General features: G+C 66.5%; 10 protein-coding genes. 6 read left to right on the top strand and 4 right to left on the bottom strand.

What is annotated here, in order from left to right:
* Window positions 1–117: 117 nt before the first annotated feature.
* On the bottom strand, window positions 118–648 hold the full coding sequence (locus tag AC1ROX_RS12695) for an REP-associated tyrosine transposase (RefSeq protein WP_493125991.1): 531 nt from the start codon (window positions 646–648) through the stop codon (window positions 118–120).
* Window positions 649–749: 101 nt separating this feature from the next.
* Window positions 750–1,547 (bottom strand): aspartyl/asparaginyl beta-hydroxylase domain-containing protein, encoded by a 798-nt coding sequence (locus AC1ROX_RS12690; RefSeq protein WP_493125989.1) that lies wholly within the window; start codon window positions 1,545–1,547, stop codon window positions 750–752.
* Between the two features lie 167 nt (window positions 1,548–1,714).
* On the opposite strand from AC1ROX_RS12690, the gene AC1ROX_RS12685 reads away from it, so the two are divergent.
* The 5 genes from AC1ROX_RS12685 (at window position 1,715) to AC1ROX_RS12665 (ending at window position 7,993) form a co-directional block, all read left to right on the top strand.
* Complete coding sequence (locus AC1ROX_RS12685) at window positions 1,715–2,323, top strand: GNAT family N-acetyltransferase (protein WP_493112492.1); 609 nt, start codon at window positions 1,715–1,717, stop codon at window positions 2,321–2,323.
* A gap of 30 nt (window positions 2,324–2,353) precedes the next feature.
* Window positions 2,354–3,223, top strand: coding sequence for a dioxygenase family protein (locus AC1ROX_RS12680; RefSeq protein ID WP_493125987.1), 870 nt, complete (start codon window positions 2,354–2,356; stop codon window positions 3,221–3,223).
* Window positions 3,223–3,963 carry an ABC transporter ATP-binding protein gene (locus AC1ROX_RS12675; RefSeq protein WP_493125985.1) on the top strand — a complete coding sequence of 247 codons (741 nt, stop codon included), beginning with the start codon at window positions 3,223–3,225 and terminating at the stop codon, window positions 3,961–3,963. The genes AC1ROX_RS12680 and AC1ROX_RS12675 overlap by 1 nt, the downstream gene beginning before the upstream one ends.
* On the top strand, window positions 3,960–4,736 hold the full coding sequence (locus AC1ROX_RS12670; RefSeq protein ID WP_493125983.1) for an ABC transporter permease: 777 nt from the start codon (window positions 3,960–3,962) through the stop codon (window positions 4,734–4,736). Before AC1ROX_RS12675 ends, AC1ROX_RS12670 begins: the two co-directional genes overlap by 4 nt.
* 83 nt (window positions 4,737–4,819) lie before the next feature.
* Entirely contained in the window at window positions 4,820–7,993 is a 3,174-nt protein-coding gene (locus tag AC1ROX_RS12665) for an AsmA family protein (RefSeq protein WP_493125981.1), read from the top strand.
* Between the two features lie 5 nt (window positions 7,994–7,998).
* On the opposite strand, the gene AC1ROX_RS12660 is transcribed toward AC1ROX_RS12665, so the two are convergent.
* On the bottom strand, window positions 7,999–9,207 hold the full coding sequence (locus tag AC1ROX_RS12660; protein ID WP_493125979.1) for an MFS transporter: 1,209 nt from the start codon (window positions 9,205–9,207) through the stop codon (window positions 7,999–8,001).
* An 87-nt stretch (window positions 9,208–9,294) separates the two neighbouring features.
* The gene (locus tag AC1ROX_RS12655) at window positions 9,295–10,260 is read right to left on the bottom strand and encodes a helix-turn-helix transcriptional regulator (RefSeq protein ID WP_493125977.1); all 966 of its coding nucleotides are present in this window, start codon (window positions 10,258–10,260) and stop codon (window positions 9,295–9,297) included.
* Window positions 10,261–10,477: 217 nt separating this feature from the next.
* Between AC1ROX_RS12655 and AC1ROX_RS12650 the strand changes: the two genes are divergently transcribed.
* Window positions 10,478–17,620, top strand: coding sequence for an autotransporter-associated beta strand repeat-containing protein (locus AC1ROX_RS12650; protein ID WP_493125975.1), 7,143 nt, complete (start codon window positions 10,478–10,480; stop codon window positions 17,618–17,620).
* Window positions 17,621–17,659: the final 39 nt, after the last annotated feature.

Raw genomic sequence — 17,659 nt, 5'->3', positions numbered from 1 at the left:
AAAACCCCCCCCTCCCCTCCCCCCGCTCCATTTTAAGCAGCGTGCGCCAGGTCGGATAGAACGGCGCGCGCTTGCCGGCCTGGTCGTTTGCATTGGAGCGCGCCACTCCAGTGGCGCTCATGTCTGTGCTGCCGCTCGCCGATGGATATGACTCCAAGGCCAATCCTCGGCAGCGCCAACGAGTCCCGCTTTGACCGGATTGTTCTCCATGTACCCGATCGTGGATTCGAAATGCCGCTCGTCGCGGATGTACGTGTCCCAGTAGTCGTCCTGCCAGAACGGCCCTGACCGTCCGATCACCTTATTGGCCATTCGAGCCGAGAAGCGTTTCCAGGAACTGACGACCGATCCGAGGGAATGCCGACTGACGAGCTCGATAAGGACATGGACGTGATTGGGCATGACGGTCCAGGCAATCAGCCGATAGCGCTCGCCATCGAAATGCAGAAGGGCGTCCTCGATGATTTCAGCGATCTCGGGCTGCCGGAGCCAGCATGCGCCGGCTCCCGCATCCAGGAAGGCATCCCGTTCGGCAGCGGTGATCGACCCGGCTGTAGCCCGGAGTTTTTCGATCGCTTCCGCTGGCAAGCTGTCGACCAATCGAAACGTCACGAACTGCAGCGTTTCGGGTGAGTCGAAATGCGGCAAGTATCCGCGGGAATGCCAGCCTTTCGGACTTATTGGAGCGCGCCACTCCAGTGGCGCTCATGATTCATGAGATGAGCGCCACTGGAGTGGCGCGCTCCATTTTAAGCAGCGTGCGCTAGGTCGGGCTGAGCCGTGCGCGGCGGGACGCCGATCGAGGCGCGTTCGATGACGGTCTTGATCTCGGTGCTGCGGCGGACGAGGTTGTAGCGCAGGCCGGTGTAGAGGTTCATCGGGAAGGGCATGGGCGCGTTGAAGTCGATGATCAGCACGACTCGCGTCTCGTCGGTCTGGTTCTTCACCCAGTGCTCGCGCGTGTCGTCGAACACCAGCGGCTCGCCTTCCTTCCAGAAGAAGTGGTGGCCGCCGATCTCGATCCAGCACTTCTCGGGCTCCTTCGGCACGATCAGCGGATAGTGGAAGCGGATGATGCCGGCGGCGGAGCCGCGGTGCGGCTCGATCTCGGCGCGGCCGGCCAGGATGCTGAACAGCGCCGAATGGACGCCGGGGATGCGGCCGATCGCGGCCATCGTGTCGGGCACCGCCGCCGCATTCTCCTTCACCTCGTGGCCCCACAGTTTCAGCAGGAAGGTCCGCCAGGCGCGGCCGGGCACATAGAGGTCGCGCGGATGGACCTCGTGCAGGGCGGGAATCTCCTCGTGGTGGCTCAGCAGGTATTCGAGGTCGGCCTTGATCTTGGCGTGGCTCTTCTTGAGCTCGCTCAGGACCGGAAAGACCCTCATCGCGTCCTCGCCGCCCAGCGGCAGCTTCGGCATGTTCCGCAGGATCATGTCCGAGAGCTTGAGGTTGAAATCCTCGAGCGGCTGCTGGGGAAGCCAGATGTGCTTGGTCAGATAGAATCTGCCCTTTTCGCCGATATTGGGTTTGCTAGCCGATTCCATGACCGATGTGCCTCGAGGACTTTCGATGGGTGGGAATGTAGTACGCCCCTTTGGCCAAATGGCGGCGGCTCTCTGGGTCGCGGGCGCGGCGGACCGTCTCAATTTCCTACGTCGAACCCCGGAAAACATGCAAGAATTCCGAAGAACCACTACTAATATAGCCCAAGATGTTCCGTTTTGCCGACGTCCCGTTGTCGCTGTCAGGGATGACCCGGATCGCCGGGAAGCGCGTGTTTTTGCGCGCCCCCAGCATGGACGACTGGCCGGAATGGGCCGAATTGCGCGCCCGCAGCCGGGCCTTCCTCACGCCCTGGGAGCCGACCTGGCCGGAGGATTCGCTGGCCCGCGACCATTTCCGCCGCCGCCTGCGCCAGCAGGCCAAGGAATGGCGGGCGGGCGAGGCCTACGGCCTGTTCGTCTTCACCAACGAGGGCCGCCGGCTGGTCGGCGGCATCAACCTCAGCAACGTCCGCCGCGGCGTCGCCCAGGCGGCCTCGGTCGGCTACTGGATGGGCCAGCCCTATGCCGGCCAGGGCCTGATGACCGACGGCTTGCGCGCCGCCTTACCGTTCGTGTTCGACGATCTGCGCCTGCACCGGCTCGAAGCGGCCTGCCTGCCGCACAACGAGCCTTCCAAGGGCGTCCTGACGAAAGTCGGCTTCCACGAAGAGGGGCTGGCGCGGCAGTATCTCCGCATCAACGGCCAGTGGGCCGATCATCTGCTGTTCGCGTTGCTGCGCGCCGATTACGACGCTCTGTTGCGGGCACCACGGTAACGGGCAGAAGCCTCGACCCCAGGAGCGTTCATGCGTAATCTCACACCGGCCTCGATCACCCAGGCCTTTGCCGACTATGCCCGCAATGCGCCGTCCGAGCGGGCGAAGACCCTGCTGACGTCGCTGGCCGGCCACCTGCACAGTTTCGTGCGCGACAACAAGGTGACGCAGGCCGAATGGGGCGCTGCCGTCGATGCGCTGACCCGCGCCACGAAGTTCACCGACGACAAGCGCAACGAATACATCCTCTTCTCCGACCTGCTGGGCGTCTCCTCGCTGGTCGACATGGTGAATGCCACGAGCGGCGGCACGTCATCGTCGGTCCTCGGCCCGTTCTACATCGAAGGCGCCCCCGAGCTGCCGAACGGTGGCGACTTGTGGCGCGGCCAGGTCGGCGAGCCGATGGTCGTGAGCGGGCGCGTGGTCGACGAGACGGGCGCGCCGGCCACGGGCACCGTGCTGGCGATCTGGCAGACTGCCGGCAACGCGCTCTATGCCCAGCAGGACTCGTCGCAGCCGCCGACCAATTATCACGCGCGCCTCGCCGTCGCCGACGACGGCACCTTCGCCTTCACCACGGTGCGACCGGTCTCCTACAAGGTGCCGGACGACGGTCCCGCCGGCGACATGCTGCGCATATTGGGCCGCGACGCCTGGCGGCCGGCCCATCTGCACGTGATCATCGAGGCACCCGGTCGGACGCCGCTGATCACCGAGTTCTTTCCCGAGGATGACGAGCATCTCGACAGCGATGCGGTGTTCGGCGTGCGCGCCAGTCTCGTCCTGCCGATCGGCAGGACCCTGGACCGCGCCGCGCTGCCCGCCAATCTCGCGGTGCGCGACGTGCTGCCCCTGCCGGTCTGGTCCGCGAGGCTCGACCTCGCTTTGCCTCCAGGCTGATGCCGCTCGTCCGCGTCCGCGACGTTTCCAAGGTCTTCGCAAACGGCGTCCAGGCGCTGGGTGGCACCTCGCTCGATATCGGGGCGGGCGAGTTCTTGAGCGTGCTGGGGCCGTCGGGCTGCGGAAAGTCGACATTGCTGCGCCTGATCGCGGGCCTCGCCGAGCCGAGTGCGGGCACGATCGAATGGCCGCAGGGACAACCCGACCTCGGCTTCGTCTTCCAGGAGCCGACCCTGATGCCGTGGACCACGGCGCTGGGTAACGTGGCGCTGCCGCTCAAGCTGCGCGGCGTGGCGCGCTCGGAACGCGATGCGCGCGCGGCCCAGGCTCTTGCGGGTGTCGGCCTCGAGGGCTTCGAGAAGAGCTACCCGCGCGAACTGTCGGGCGGCATGAAGATGCGCGTGTCGATCGCGCGGGCGCTGGTCACTTCCCCGAAGCTGCTGCTGATGGACGAGCCCTTCGCCGCGCTCGACGAGATCACGCGCCGCCGGCTCAACACCGACCTGCTGGAGCTGTGGCAGCGCACGCGCTTCACCGCCGTGTTCGTGACGCACTCGGTGTTCGAATCGGTGTTCCTGTCGCAGCGCATCGTGGTGATGAGCGCGCGTCCCGGCCGCGTGCGCTCCGAGCTTGCCATTCCGGCGCCCTATCCGCGCAGCGAGGCCTTCGGCACCTCCGCCGACTACGCCGCCCTCTGCCGTCTCGCTTCGGCGCAGCTTTCCGACGCGATGGCGGCATGAGTGCCCGGTTCATTGCGCCGATCCTTTTTGGCTTCCTCATGCTGGCCCTATGGGAAGGGCTCGTGCGTGTCATGGCGATCCCGCCCTACATCCTGCCGGGGCCGATCCTGGTGGCGAAGACACTGGCGTCGGACTGGGCCACGCTCTGGCCCGCGCTGATTGTGACGCTCTCGATCACCCTGCAGGCGCTGCTGGCCGCGGTGGTGGTCGGCGTGCTGCTGGCGCTGCTCTTCTCACTGTCGCGCTGGATCGAGCTATCGCTCTTTCCCTACGCCATCATCCTGCAGGTGACGCCGATCGTTGCGATCGCGCCGCTGATCATCGCCTGGGTCGACGACGTCAGCGTCTCGCTGCTGATCTGCGCCTGGCTGGTCGCCTTCTTCCCGATCCTGTCCAACACAGTGCTCGGCCTCCGTTCGGTCGACCGCAATCTGCTCGACCTGTTCGAGCTCTATGGCGCGAGCCGCTGGCGCGTGCTGATGGACCTGCGCCTGCCGGCGGCCCTGCCGTACTTCCTGGGCGGCCTGCGCATCTCGGGCGGGCTGGCGCTGATCGGCGCGGTGGTAGCCGAGTTCGTGGCGGGCTCAGGCGGACGCGCCTCGGGACTGGCCTATCGCATCCTCGAATCGGGATACCAGCTCAAGATCCCGCGCATGTTCGCGGCCCTGGTGCTGATCTCGGTGGCCGGTATCCTGATCTACCTCTTGCTGTCGCTGCTGTCGCACCTGCTGCTGCGCCGATGGCACGAAAGCGCGATGAGCGGAGAGGATTGAGACTTCAGGCGTGCCGTTAAGCTTTCCTGAGATCTGGGTCGTGCCTCGTGGATGTGGCAACATTCTGCCATTGGAGAATTTCCATGACACAGGACAATCGCAAGAGGCTGTTGATCGGACTTGCCGGCCTTGTCGGTGTGTTGATCGTCGCACTGCTGGCCTTGCCCGCGCTCATCGATGTCGATGCCTACAAACCCGCGATCATCGAGAAGGTGAAGGGCGAAACGGGCCGCGTCGTCACCCTTGAGGGTCCAATCCGCCTGTCGCTGCTGCCGACCCCCAGCGTCGAGCTGGAGGGCGTAAAACTCTCCAACCCGCCGGGCTCGAAGACCCCGAACATGCTCGAGGTGAAGTCGGTCATCGTGAGGCCCTCGCTGCTGGCCCTGCTGACCGGCAACGTCGAGATTGCCGAGGTGGTGTTGGTCGAGCCCAGGATTGCCCTGGAGGTCGACGGCAATGGCAAGCCGAACTGGGAGATCGCCCCCTCTGTTACGGAAAAAAAGCCCGGCGCGGCTGCTCCCCTGTCGCCCGGCCGGCTCTTCGTCGACAACGGTACGCTGACCTTCGACGACGCCCGAGCTGGTCTCTCCGTGGCGGCTGAAAAAGCCCGTTTCGATGTCTCCGTTGGCTCGATCGAGGGGCCGTTTTCCGTGGCCGGAGGCGCAATCCTCGACAATGCGCCTCTGAGGATCAGATTGGCCGTGGGCGCCAGGAGTGCAGCCGGTCACGCGCTCGACGTTGCGCTGGAGGCCGGCGGCGGCAGGCTTGCGTTCAAGGGAAGCGCGGACGAACTCAACCCCTCGGCACGATTGTCGGGCACGGTGTCCGCCTCGGCGGACAACCTGGTGGCTTTCGCAGAGACGCTGCTCAAGATGGCCGGCCGGCCACAGCCTCACCTGCCGCCTTTGCTGGCCGGCAAGTTCAGGTTCGACGGTCCCGTCGAACTCTCTCCGACCTCGCTTGCAACCCGGGACTTCAAACTCACCCTCGGGGAAGACAGCGGTTCGGGTTCATTCGCGTTCACCCTGGCAACACCTCCCGCCGTAGAGGCCCGGTTCACAGCCTCGCGGCTGGATCTCGATCGCTGGCTGGCGGCGATTGCGATCCCGGACCAACTGGCAGCGCCACCATCGCCTGTTGCCGCCGCGGCCTCGCCTGCAGCGCCCCCACAGCCATCCGGTCCCAGCTGGCTTTCAGATCTCAATGCTAAGATCGCCCTCGACGTGGGCCAGGTGATCTACAACAAGAAGCCCATCCGCAACCTGGCCCTGGAGCTCCAAGCACGAGGCGGCGTCGTTGCCGTGCCGAGATTCACCGCCACCCTGCCGGGCGACCTCACGGTGCAGGCAAAGTCCATCCTGTCGGGTGATCCGGCGCGCCCCACGGCGTCCGGTGACTTCAGCCTGGTCGGGCCGAAGCTGCGTGAAACCCTGGCGTGGCTCGCGGTCGATGTCTCCTCCGTGCCGGAGAACAAGCTCACGCAGCTGAGCGTTACGGGGCGGATGGGTTCCCGTGGCGGCAATGTCCAGGTGAGCGATGCCGTCTTCACCCTCGATGATCTCAAGGGCGCCGGCGGCATCGCGGTCAATTTCACCGTGCCGCTGTCGGTCGTGACGCATGTCGATCTCGCCACGCTGGATCTCGACTCCTACCTCCCGCCGGCCGGCCAAAGCGTGACCCATCAGACCTCGCCGCTGGCATCGGTCACGCCGATCCTCGCTCTCCTTGGTCCCTCGATCGGGTTCAAGCTCAAGATCACCAAGGTCGAGTATCGCGGCGACACGATGGCGGGCATCGACATCGACATCGAGCGCCGCGCCGGCACGCTGGCGCTGAACGAGGTCAAGGTGGCAAGCCTGGCCGGCGCCCGGCTGGCCGTGCGCGGCGCAATCGCCAACTACTGGACGCCCGAGCCGCAGGCCGATTTCGCCTACGACGTACAGGCATCCGACATCGATCGCGTGTTGAAGCTCGCGGGTGGCACGCCGACCGGCATTGGAGCGCTCGCCATGCGCGGCGGGATCGCCGGGAGCTGGGAACGCCTCACTCTGCGCGATTGCACGCTGAACGCCACAGGATGGAGCCTGATGGCGAACGGCGCGCTTGCCTTGCCGGGGGCGGCGCAGGGCGCGATCAAATCGGCATCCTACAAGGGCAGGATCGACGTCAATGGCCAGCCGATCGATGCGTCGATCGATATCGACCTCTCGGGCAGCAAGCCGGTCTTTGCCATCGATATCAGGACCGATGAACTCGATCTCGGCAAGCTCGGCGGAGGCAGGCCCGCGCAACGGTCGCCACACGCCCTGTCTTCCCTGGAAGCACAGCCGATCGGCACGCCGTTGCGCAGTATGGACGGCACCTTGAAGGTCTCCATGGCAAGGCTGGGCGGCACATCGGCGCCGCTCGGGAGTACCGAGATCGCTGCAACGCTGAAGGACGGCGTGCTCGTCGTCTCCCGGTTCGAGAGCGGCCTCTATGGCGGGACGATCAAGCTGACGGGCACCGTCGACGGCAGCCAGCCCTCGCTATCCTTCGACTTCAAGGGCGAGGCGAACGGCCTCAACATCGGCGACATGCTGCGCCGCAGCTCCGGCAGCAACGAGATCGGCGGCCTCATCCGAATTGCCATCGATGGCCAGCTGACCGCGAGTGGGCTGGAATTGCGCGGCGCCGGGACGACCGTTGCCGGGATCCGCGCCTCGATGGCGGGACGGGCGCGTTTGAGCGGTCACGTCCAGGCGCGTGCCGACAGGTTTCTCCAGCTGCTGGGCTCGGCTGCCACGGGAGCGGTCGGCGGGGCCATCGACACGACGCTCGGCAACATCATGAGCGTCTTCGGTGACAAGGGCGGCGTCGGCGTCGGCAATCTGCTGAACGCGATCTCGCTGGTGTTGAACCGCTTCGTGAACCATGACAATGCCCTCTCGGGCGACATCGAGATCGCGAATGGCATCCTGAACGACAGGAACCTGGTCCTGCAGGGCAACCGCGCCACCGCTCGCATCGTCACGCAGACGAATCTGGCCAACGCCACGACCGACAGCACGATCAACTTCATGCTCGCCGAAGAGCCAGCGGCGCCTTACCTGATCGTCACGGCACGCGGCCCGATGGGCTCGCCCTCGTTCCATGCGACGCGCGGCTCCGCCAGTGATCCGCCGGGCATGACCGATATTTTCCGGAACCTGCCGCATGTCCCGTTGCCCAGCATCTCGATTCCCACGCCCCGCATCCCGAACATTTTCGGCCGATGAGGCAATTACCTGAGCGCGGCGCGGCCGAGGAAGAACGAGGCCGCCGCCACGCCGGCGGCCAGCAGGAGATAGCCTGCCTCGTACCCTTCCGTGATCGCCAGGACCGACCGGAAGAGAAGCGGCGAGAGCAGCGCGCCGCCGAACACGAAGAGCTGCGTCGCACCGGTGAACTCCGCGGCGCGTCCCGGCGGGGCCCGCGAGGCGGCCTCGGCGATGAAGACGCCGTTCCAGCCGACGGCGGTGCCGCCCAGGATCGCGCAGACGATGTAGACCGCCGTCGTGGGCCAGGCCGGTGTCGAGAAGGACATTGTCGTGGCGGCCACTGCGATGATGGCGCCGATGCCGGCCAGCACGGCCGAGGGTCGGCGCAGGAGGTCGGCGAGCGCGCCCCAGAAGATGCGGCCGAAGGCGCCGGCGGCCGTTGCCGCCGAAAGAAGCGCGCCGGCCAGCACATAGGACATCTTCAGGCCGTCGACGGCGTAGACGACGGTGAAGTTCACGACGATCGCCTGGGTGGCGGAAAACAGCATGCCGATGAAGCACATCGGTCGCAGGATCGGATCGCGCCAGGCGAGCTGCAGCGGTTCGAATATCTCGGCCAGCGTCGGCAGGCGCGCCGTGCCGCCGCTACGCTCGCCATCGTAGAGGGCGCGCAAGGGCTGCATGGCGATCGCCGTGACGATCGAGAGGAGGCCGACCGAGGCGGCGGCCCAGCGCCAGCCGAAATCGATGGCGAGGGTGGGCAGCACGGCGCCGCAGATCGCGAAGCCGACCGGCACGCCGCTCTGCTTCAGCGAGAAGGTGACGTTGGCCAGGCGCTTCGGCGAGACGCCCGCCAGGATGTGCGAGCTGGCGATGGTCAGAGGCCCGCATCCAAGACCCACGATGAAGGCCGAGAGCGCGGCCATGGCGACGCCGCCCGTCGCGAAGACGAAGGAGCCGAGTGCTGCGACGGTGAGGCCGGTCTGCATGAAGCGGATCGGTCCCAGCCGGCGATTGACCATGCCGCCGCCCACGCTCGAGATCATCGCCGCGAGATAGACGATCGACACGTAATAGGCGATGTCGGCCGCGGCGACACCGAACTCGGCCGCGGCGGCTGGCGCCAGCACCGAGGCCTGGTTGAAGACCATCGTCGAGATGACCTGGACGAGGGTCAGCGAAGCGAGGGCGATGAGATAGCGGCGGAGATCGGTCGGGGAGGGCGACGACATTGCGCCGGGACTATAGCGATCTGCTTCAGGCCGGCGTCGAAAACTATCGACGAGATGCGGCCAGGCGGAATTGCCGGTGCTCGAAGCTTATCCGGCGCGGTCGAGATACTGCCGCGGCGGCGCGCCGTAGCGGGCCGTGAAGGCGGTGATGAAGTTCGTGACGTGATTGTAGCCGACGCGGAAGGCCACATCCTTCAGCGATGCCCGCCCGGCCAGCAGCACGCTGCGCGCATGGGCCAGCCGCTCGTTGCGCAGGACCTCGAACACGGTCGCTCCGAACAGTTGACGGAAGCCCGCGTTCAGCCGCTTCTCGCCGAGCCCGGCCGCGAGCGCCAGCTCGCCCAGGCTGGGCGGATCGCGCATGTCGGCGAGCAGCTGGCGGCGCGCCTCATGGACGGCGTTGCATTCGCGCACCGAAAGCTCGCGCCTGTCCCGTGAGCGCTGCTGTTGCTGGGCGCCGGCGGCCTGCACGGCCAGGAGCTGGATCACCGCCCCTTCCATCATCAGCCGTCGCAGCGGACCGTTCAGGCCCTGGCCGAACAGCGACTGACCGAGCGTGCGGATGGTCCGGTCGCCGCGCATCGTCACGATCCGGCTTTGTTCGAGGTCGGGGTCCATCAGGACCTGCAGGACGGGCGGCACGTCGCCGTCGAACAGGCGAGCGACCCTTCCCAGGTCGAGGCCGAAACCGGCCGACCGGAACTTGCCGCCGGCCTTGAACGTGTAGGCGGCGCGCCGGCCGACCGAGCGGAACAGCATGGCATGGTCGGTGGTGGCGGTGGTGCGCTGACCGTCGAGGAAATCGATCTCGGCGGAACCGTCGATCGTCACCTGGCTGGCCATCCAGTGGTCGGTGCGGTCGTCCCGCGCCTCGACGGTCATGTCCTCGCGCGCCTCCGTTTCGGTCAGGAAGACGCGCAGACCCGGCCCAAGCTGGACCCGCTCGATGTTGGCCCGCCATTTTGCGTCGTCGATCTCGGTCCGCTCGCCCACGAACAGGGACTGCCGGTCCGTCGCCTCGAGCAACAACCACTCTACATTCGATATCGACACCGGCCGATCCTGAAACACACCAGTCCGCCATAATAAATTCACAGGGAGTGCGGCGGCAAGGTGGGGCCGCTTGGCCATAAGGCCGGTGCCCATAACCCATGCCCGGATCGCATAGCATATGACGAAGGTCTTCTACCCGCGCGCGCACTAGGATTCTCGCGCCTGTCACGCGGGGGAGAGACAGAGGGTGAAGAAATCAGCTCGGAGTCGGCGTCCGATGTCGGGGAACTTGCCGGCCCTTGCCCCGATCCGGTCGCGAGCCGCTCTGGTGGGCAGCGGCGCAGGCGGCAGAAAGCGTGCCCTGGCGGCCATGCTGCTGGCAGGAACCTGCCTGACGCCGCTCGCCGCTCATGCCGTCGACGATGTCTGGAAAGCGGCGCCACCGACGAACAGCTTCAATTCACCTGCAAACTGGATCGGCGGGGCAGTTCCCTCCGGATCAGGTACGGTCGCGACCTTCGGTGCCTCGACGCAGACGACCGTCGATTTCACCAGCGGCGCCACTTTAGGCACCTTCAACTTCACTGCCGGCGCTCCCGCCTACACTTTCACCGGCACCGGTTTCACCTTGGACGGCGGTGCGGGGATCATCAACAATTCGGGCAGCACCCCGACGTTCAACGTGACCAACGCCGAAATCAACTCGGGAAGTCTCGGCGTTTCCAACTGGAATGTCGGTACCTTATCGCTTGGGAACGACGCTTCGGCCGGTTCGGCGAACATCGCCGTCAGCACTCTCCTAAGCATGAAAGGGGCAAATCTCTCCAGCTCGAGCGTCACTCTCAATGGCGCCGACATGATCTACGACAATTTCGTGAACGAAGGAGCCACCGCCAGCGTCGTCTCCAGCAACGGTCGGATCGATATCAGCGACACCGGCGGCACGGGGACCGCCCTGGGGTCGCTCTCGGGGAATGGCACGCTCGCCCTCGGCAGCAAGCAGCTCACCTTGGGCGGTAACGGTGCTTCGACCACCTATAGCGGCACCATCACCGGATCCGGTTCGATCGTGAAGGAAGGTGCCGGCACGATGACCCTGACCGGCAACAACACTTACAGCGGCGCTACGAGAGTCACCGCCGGCACGCTGTCGGTCTCCAGCGATAGTGCGCTCGGTACCGGCAACATTATTCTTGCGGGCGGCACGTTGCTCACTACCGCCGACATGTCCCTGAGCAACCATCTCAACGTGATTTTCAGCGGGGGACAAACCAGTACTCTGGCCGCGGCCACCGGCACGATATTGACGGTCAATCCCACATTCATGGACATCGGCCTGAATGCGACGGCGGTTTTCGGCAGCACAACCGCGACCGGCACAATCGTGCTGGCGCCGTCGTTCTCGGCTATGAGCCCCGCCAGTGTCGTCGTGGCGGGGGGCACGTTATCAGGCAGCAACTCCACTCTGGCTTTCGTGCTCTCCAATGCCAACTCGGTGAGGATCGATAGCGGCGGCACCCTTGCATTGAACCGTGATTCGTCAATCAAGAATCTCCAGGGCGGGGGCACTGTCGATCTCGGCGCCAATGCGCTCTCCGTAATGGCCGGCAGCTTCGGCGGCTCCATTGTGGGCAGCGGCGGCCTCACCAAGACGTCGGCGGACACGCTCGTTCTCTCCGGTGCCAACAGCTATTCTGGCGCCACCGCCGTCAGTGCCGGCACGCTGCAGGCCGGCGCCGTCAATACCCTCTCGGCGAGCAGCGCACATATCGTTGCCGCCGGCGCCACGCTCGATCTCAACGGCTTCAGCCAGACGATCGGCTCGCTGGCGGGGGCGGGCAACGTCACATCCAGTTCCGTCGCCTTCCTCACGACCGGCGGCAACAATACGAGCACCACTTTCTCCGGCGTCATCTCCGGACAGACCGTCCTCTCCAAGACCGGCACAGGGACGATGACCCTCACCGGCGACAATATCTCTACGAGCGGCACTCAGGTCAGGAACGGCACGCTCGCCGTGGATGGCGGCTCCATCACTAACACCGCGGCCTCGATGGTCCTCGGATTCGACGGTAACAACGGCACGCTGCTCATCCTGGGTGGCGGTAGTGTGAAAAATGCAAACAGCTATATCGGCTACGAAGCCTTGAGCAGCGGCACGGCGAGGGTGACGAGCGGCACGTTGCAGAGCACCTCGACTCTCTACGTGGGTTATTCCGGCACGGGCAGCCTTACCGTCAGCGGCAGCGGGCGGGCGACCGCCGCCTCCGTGGTTGTGGCGAACTCCGGCGGCAGCACGGGTACCCTCACGCTCGAAGGCGGCACACTGGAAGCCCACGGTGTCTCCGAAGGCAGTGGCACTGGCACCGTGACCTTCGACGGCGGCACCCTGCGTGCCACCGCCAGCAATTCCAGATTCATCAGCGGCTTCGAGGCCGGTGACCTGACGATCGGCGCGGGCGGCGCGGTCATCGACAGCAACGGCTTCAATATCGGCATCGCCAACGGTCTTTCCGGCGTGGGCGGCCTTACCAAGGAAGGTACGGGCACGATGACGCTGTCCGGTGCCAACAGCTATTCAGGCGCTACCACCGTCAATGCCGGCACCTTGCAGGCCGGCGCCGCCAATACGTTCTCGTCAAGTAGTGCGCACACCGTTGCCGCCGGCGCTACGCTCGATCTCGACCGCTTCAGCCAGACGATCGGCTCGCTGGCGGGGGCAGGCAACGTCACACTTGGTTCTGGCGCAGTCCTCACGACCGGCGGCAACAACACGAGCACCACTTTCTCCGGCGTCATCTCAGGAGACGGCTTCTTCGCCAAGACCGGCACAGGGACGATGACCCTCACCGGCGACAATACCTATACGGGCGCCACCCAGGTCAGGAACGGCACGCTCGCCGTGGATGGCGGCTCCGTCACTGCTGGCACAATGCTCGTCGGCTACACGGCAGGTAGCACCGGCGTGCTGAATGTTCTGGGCGGTGGTGTCGTAAAAAGTGCACACGGCTATATCGGCTACGACGCCTCGAGCAGCGGTACGGCGACGGTGACGAGCGGAACGTGGCAGAACTCGGCGTTTTTCTACGTCGGTTATTCCGGCACGGGATTGCTCCAGGTCGACGGCGGTCTCGTCGCCACCGTCAGTAGCTATATGGGCGCGGAGGCAGGGAGCAATGGCACGGCAAGGGTGACGAGCGGTGCGTGGCAGAACACCGGGACTCTCTACCTGGGTTTTGACGGCACCGGATTGCTCCAGGTCGACGGCGGTCTCGTCTCCAACAACTTCGCCTATATCGGCGTGAATCCAGGGAGCAATGGCACGGCCACGGTGACAGATGGCACGTGGCAGAACGTCGGTGACCTCTACGTGGGCCGTTTAGGCACGGGCGCCCTTACCGTCAGCGGCAGCGGGCGGGTAACCGCCGCCTCTGTCATCGTGGCGAGCTTTGACGGCAGCACGGGTGCTCTCACCCTCGAGGGTGGTGCGCTGGAGACCGGCAGGCTAGTCGAAGGCGCCACCGGCGAAAGCGGCGCCGGCACCGTGACCTTCAACGGCGGCACCCTGCGGGCCACCGCCACCAACGCCGCCTTCATCAGCGGCTTCGAGGCCGGTGACCTGACGATCGGCGCGGGTGGGGCGTTCATCGACAGCAACGGCTTCAATATCGGTGTCGCCGACAGCTTCTCCGGCGCGGGTGGCCTCACCAAGCTTGGTGCGGGCACGCTCACGCTCGGTGGTTCGAATACCTATACCGGCGTGACGACGATCAACGCCGGGACGCTGAAGGCTGCGGCGAGCAACGTGATCGCGTCCAGCTCCGGGCTGACCTTGGCCAACGCAGCCGGGGTCGCGTTCGACCTGAACGGTTTCAACCAGTCGATCGGCACGCTGAGCGGCGGCGGCGCCTTGGGCGGCAATATCGCCCTCGGCTCCGGAACGCTGACGATCAACCAAGCATCCGACGCCACCTATGCCGGAATCATCTCCGGGCAGGGCGCGCTCGACAAGAAGGGCAATGCCACCCTCGTCCTCACCGGCGCCAACGCCTACTCCGGTGGCACGACCGTGTCGGGCGGCATCCTGCAGGGCGATGCGACCAGCCTGCAGGGCAACATCGTCAACAACGCCGCCCTCGTCTTCGATCAGGCGACCAACGGTACCTATGCCGGTGCCCTGTCCGGCAGCGGCAGCATGACCAAGCAGGGCGCCGGCGCGCTGACGCTGGGCGGCGACAATTCGGGCTTCACCGGGGCGACCACGGTCGCGGCGGGCAAGCTGCTTGTCGGCGGGACGCTCGGCGGCGGCGTGACGGTCGCGAGCGGCGCGACGCTGGGCGGTTCGGGCACCATCGGCGGCAACACCCGCGTCGAGGGGACGCTGTCGGCGGGCAACAGCCCCGGCACGCTGAACTTCCTCGGCGACCTGACGCTGGCGTCCGGCTCGACCTCCGTGTTCGAGCTGGGCACGCCGAACATCGCGGGCGGTCCCACCAACGATCTGGTCAACGTCGCCGGCACGCTCAGCGTCGCCGGCAGGCTCGAGGCGCGTGTCGCGGCGGCGGGCTATTACGAGCTCTACGGCTACGGCACGCTCGCCCCGGGCAGCGCCTTCGACAGCAAGGATGTTGCCGGCACGGGCGGTTTCAACGTGGTCAACAGCGCGGTCGGTTACGGCAGCGGCACGGCCAGTGCGATCACCCTCGCCGTTCTCGGGGCAGGCCAGCAGATGCAGTTCTGGGACGGGTCGAACCTGACAGGCAACGGCACGGTGAACGGCGGCGGCGGCACCTGGAACGCGGCCAGCTCCAACTGGACCGGCGCGCCGGGCTCGGCCGCTCTCAACGGTCCGTGGCTCGGCTCGGTGGGCGTGTTCATGGGAACCGCGGGCACTGTCGCGGTCCAGGGCACGCAGGTCATCGACACGCTGCAGTTCAAGAGCGACGGCTATGTGCTGAATGGAGGCATACTGGCGCTCCAGCCCGCTGCCGGCGGCAACGGGACCTTCTCGGTGGACGGCGGGGTGACGGCGACCGTCGGTTCGGTGATCAAGGATGGCAGCGCCGCCGCCGGCCTGGCCAAGATCGGCGCCGGCAAGCTGGTGCTGACCGGGACCAACACCTATTCCGGCGACACCAGGATCTCCGGCGGCACGCTGCAGGTGTCGGCCGATGCCAATCTCGGCGCGGCATCAGGCGGCGTGAGCCTCGACGGCGGCACGCTCGCCACCACCGCAAGCTTCGACACGGGGCGGGCGCTCTCGCTGACGGCGAACGGTGGCGCGATCGACGTGGCCTCCGGCACGACCCTGGGGCTTGGCGGCGCGCTGTCCGGCAGCGGCGGCCTCACCAAGCAGGGTGGTGGCACGCTGATCCTCACCGGCGCCAACAGCTACTCGGGCGGCACGACCGTGTCGGGCGGCACCCTGCAAGGCAACACGACCAGCCTTCAGGGCGCGATCATCAACAACGCCACGGTGGTCTTCGACCAGGCGACGAACGGGACCTATGCCGGCCTCATGTCCGGGACCGGTGGCCTGACCAAGAACGGCGCCGGCAACGTCACCCTGTCGGGTGCGAATACCTACAGCGGCGGCACGACGGTGAACGGCGGCACCCTGATCGGCAACACCACCAGCCTGCAGGGCAACATCGTCAACAATGCCGCCATCGTCTTCGACCAGGCGACCGACGGACTTTACGCCGGCAACATGTCGGGCAGCGGCAGCATGACCAAGAGCGGGGCCGGGCTGCTGATGCTCACCGGAAACAATACCTACACCGGTCTCACCACCGTCTCGGCCGGCACGCTGGCGATCAACGGCTCCTTTGCTGGCGGCTTCACCGTCGGTGCCGGCGGCACGCTGGGCGGCACCGGCACGATCGGCGCGACCACGGTCAACGCGGGCGGCAAGATCGCCCCCGGCAACTCGATCGGCACGCTGACCGTCAACGGTCCGTTCGTCCAGAACGGCGGCAGTACCTACGAGGTCGAGGTGAACGCGGCGGGGCAGGGCGACCGCATCAACGTCGTCGGCGCGTCGGGCACGGCCACGATCAACGGCGGCACCGTGCAGGTGCTGGCCCAGGCCGGCGCCTACGCGCGCAACACCAGCTACACCATCCTCAATGCGGCGGGCGGTGTCAGCGGCGCCTATACGGGGGTCACCAGCAACTTCGCCTTTCTGACGCCCAGCCTCAGCTATGACGCCAACAACGTCTACCTGCTGCTGTTCCAGACCAACAGCGCCTTTGCGTCGGGCGCGCAGACCGGCAACCAGGTCGCCGTCGGCACGGCGCTCGACCGGGCCAACCTGTCGGCGACCGGCGATTTCAACACGGTGCTCAATGCACTCTCCAGCCTCGACACCCAGCAGGGACCGGCGGCGCTGAATGCGATCAGCGGCCAGCAATATTCGGGCTTCGGCACGGCAAACCTGTCGGGAGGATTGCTGTTCATGAACGTGCTCGGCCAGCAGATGAGTCTGGCGCGCGGCGGCACCGGCGCCGGCACACGCGTGGCGCTGGCGGAAGCGTGCGAGGTCGCTTGCGATGCTTCCGGTGGCAGCGCGAGCCCGTGGAGCCTGTGGGCCAGTGCCTTGGGCGGCACCGGCAGCATTGCCGGCAACAACAACAGCGCCACGCTCACCTACAATGCCGGAGGCTTCGCCGCCGGCGTGGACTATCGCTTCAGCCCGAACCTGCTGGCCGGTATCGGCCTCGGCTATTCAAGCGGCAGCCAGTGGGCCAACGGATTCAGCGGCCGCGGCACCGCCGACGCCTACAGTGCCTCGCTCTACGCCTCGTTCACGCAAGCCGCCTTCTATCTCGATGCGCTGGCGGGCTACGCCTACAACGACAACCAGATGACGCGCCAGATCGTGATCCCGGGCCTGTCGCCGCGCATCGCCACGGGCCGCACCGGCGCCAACCAGTTCCTGGGCCAGGCCGAGGCGGGCTACAAGGTCGCGATCTACGAGCCGGCCGCGGCCTCGCTGACGCCGTTCGTGCGCTTCCAGGCGATGAGCGTCAGCCAGAATGCCTTCAGCGAGAGCGGCGCCAGCTCGCTCAATCTCAATGTGGCGCAGCAGACCACCAGCTCGGTGCGCACGGTTCTCGGTGCGGAGTTGGCGGGCGCGATCGACATGGGCTGGCGGGAGAAGCTCGCGCTGCAGTTCCGGCTGGGCTGGGCGCACGAATATGCCGACACGTCGCGACCGGTGACGGCCTCCTTCGCGGGTGCGCCGACGATCGGCTACACGGTCTATGGCGCCGTCCCGCAGCGCGACACGGCGACGATCGGCCTGGCGGCCAACACCGCGATCGCCCAGGGGGCGCAGGCCTACCTTCGCTACGACGGCGAGTTCGGCAACGGCACCGACAATCATGCCTTGAGCGCCGGCGTGCGCATGTCATGGTAGCGCGCGCTCGCCGGAGCGTTTGAGAGTAGGGGAGCGCAC

The organism is Reyranella sp. GW821-FHT14A01 (assembly GCF_058803965.1).
Note: the sequence above shows the minus strand (reverse complement) of the source record. Positions and strands in the feature narration are given on the sequence as shown.